Annotated in this window: 2 protein-coding genes; both read right to left on the bottom strand. The window is 62.2% G+C overall.

What is annotated here, in order from left to right; all coding sequences use genetic code 11:
• Nucleotides 1-154: 154 nt before the first annotated feature.
• A complete protein-coding gene (locus tag IVB47_RS20670; RefSeq protein ID WP_247428979.1) occupies nucleotides 155-1,192 on the bottom strand; it encodes an amino acid ABC transporter substrate-binding protein in 1,038 nt (345 codons plus the stop codon).
• A 54-nt stretch (nucleotides 1,193-1,246) separates the two neighbouring features.
• The gene (locus IVB47_RS20665; RefSeq protein WP_027565945.1) at nucleotides 1,247-1,840 is read right to left on the bottom strand and encodes a L,D-transpeptidase; all 594 of its coding nucleotides are present in this window, start codon (nucleotides 1,838-1,840) and stop codon (nucleotides 1,247-1,249) included.
• Nucleotides 1,841-2,091 lie beyond the last annotated feature (251 nt).

Genomic DNA, 2,091 nt, shown 5'->3' with positions numbered 1-2,091 from the left:
CCCGGTCAAGCCGGGCGATGACAGTTGAGAGTGTGGACAGCGCTTGCCCCAAGCTCGTCATTGCGAGGAGCACTTGCGACGAAGCAATCCAGACTGCCTCTGCGGGAAGTCCTGGATTGCTTCGCTTCGCTCGCAATAACGGCGGAAAGACCTCCTACCGCACCGGCGGTGCATACTGCACGCCGCCTGCATTCCACAGCTGGTTCATGCCGCGCGGGATCTTCAGCTTCGACTTCTCGCCGATGTTGCGCTCGTACATCTCGCCGTAATTGCCGACGTGGCGGATGATGCGGACCACCCAATCCTTGGTGAGGCCGAGCTGCTCGCCGTAATTGCCCTCGGTGCCGACCAGCCGCATCACTTCCGGCTTCTTCGACTTCAGGGCCTCGTCGATGTTCTCAGAGGAGACGCCGAGCTCCTCGGCGTTGATCATCGCGTAGAGCGTCCACTTCACGATCATCATCCAGTCGTCGTCGCGCTGGCGCACGACGGGGGCGAGCGGCTCCTTGGAGATCATGTCCGGCAGGATCATGTGGTCGCCGGGCTTCGACAGGTTTATCCGCAGCGCGTAGAGCTGAGAGACATCGGCCGAGAGCGTGTCGCATTTGCCGGTATCGTAGGCCTTCACGACGTCGTCCAGCTTGTCGAACTTCACCTCTTCATACTTCATGTTGTTGGCACGGAAGTAATCCGCGACGTTGAGCGCGGTGGTGGTCCCGGTCTGGACGCAGACTTTGCTCTCGGTCAGGTCCAGCGCGGTTTCCTTGTTGCGCGCGCGCGGCAGCATGAAGCCTGCGCCGTCGTAATAGGCGACCGCGGGGAAATAGAGGTCGTAGTCGAGCTCGCGCGCCATGCTCCAGGTCGAGTTGCGCGAGAGGATGTCCACCTTTCGGCTCTGCAATTCCTTGAAGCGCTCGTTGGCATCCAGCGCGACGAACTTCGCCTTGCTCGGGTCGTTGAAGATCGCGGAGGCCACCGCACGGCAGAAATCGACGTCGAAGCCGGTCCAGTTGCCCTTGTCGTCGGGGATCGAGAAGCCCGGCAGGCCCTTGTTGACGCCGCACAGCACTTCGCCGCGGCGGACCGTGCGCTTCAGCGTGCGGGTGTCGTAGAATTCATAGATGATGGCCAGGACGGCGACCAGCACGGCGACTGCGAGCCCGATCAGCAGGCCGCCACGAAAAGTGCGCATCATGTTGCTCTCTCGAAATAATCGGGAAAAGGAATATTCGCTAAGGCGAGGAGATCAGAGCTCGGGCTTCTGCCGGATGACAACCTTGGTGCCGACCGGGACGCGATCGTAGAGATCGGCGACGTCGCGGTTGACGAGCCGGAAGCAGCCCGAGGAGACCTTGGTGCCGATCGTGTCGGGCCGATTGGTCCCGTGGATGCGGTAGACCGTGGTGCCCAAATACATGGCGCGCGCGCCGAGCGGATTGCCGGGGCCGCCGGCCATGAAGCGCGGCAGATAGGGCTGGCGCTGGATCATCTCCGCCGGCGGCGTCCAGTCCGGCCACTCCTTCTTGTTGGTGATGTTCACCAGCCCCTGCCACTGAAAACCGTCGCGGCCGACGCCGATGCCGTAGCGGATCGCGCGACCGCCAGGCTGCACCAGATAGAGATGCCTTTCGGCGGTCGAGATGATGAGGGTGCCGGGCGCTTCGGTGGTACGGAAGTAGACGACCTGCTTCTGCCACTCCGGATCGAGTTCGAAGGCATCGTCGGCGACCAGGCCCGGCTCGTCGCCGCGGTCGGGCTGCTGGGCGTAGGCATGGGGCGCGGACAGGATCAGGCCGATCGCAGCCACAAACATCCCGGTCAGACGACGAAAATCCGTCATTTCAAGCTCTCCCCCACGGCCAAGGCCAAAACCATCTGGAACCATCAAATCTGAGGGCCCTCTTCATGGCAAGTTCAAGGCACACTTAGCCGATATGTCACGAGAATGCTTTGGTTTTTTGACGAGGCCGGGCAATGCCACAAACAGGGGATGGCGCGAAAAGCAGTAGCCACGGCCTCGCTTGGGGTGGGGCGACCAAATTTGCATTCACAAACGCCGTCATGCCCGGGCTTGTCCCGGGCCTCCACGTT

The organism is Bradyrhizobium sp. 62 (genome assembly GCF_023073035.1).
In the GTDB taxonomy this organism is placed as follows: domain Bacteria; phylum Pseudomonadota; class Alphaproteobacteria; order Rhizobiales; family Xanthobacteraceae; genus Bradyrhizobium.
Note: the sequence above shows the minus strand (reverse complement) of the source record. Positions and strands in the feature narration are given on the sequence as shown.

What these genes read in the sequence shown, in the direction of transcription:
- IVB47_RS20670 (WP_247428979.1), bottom strand. Translation starts at nt 1,192, where the DNA reads ATGCGCACTTTTCGTGGCGGCCTGCTGATCGGGCTCGCAGTCGCCGTG.
- IVB47_RS20665 (WP_027565945.1), bottom strand. Translation starts at nt 1,840, where the DNA reads ATGACGGATTTTCGTCGTCTGACCGGGATGTTTGTGGCTGCGATCGGC.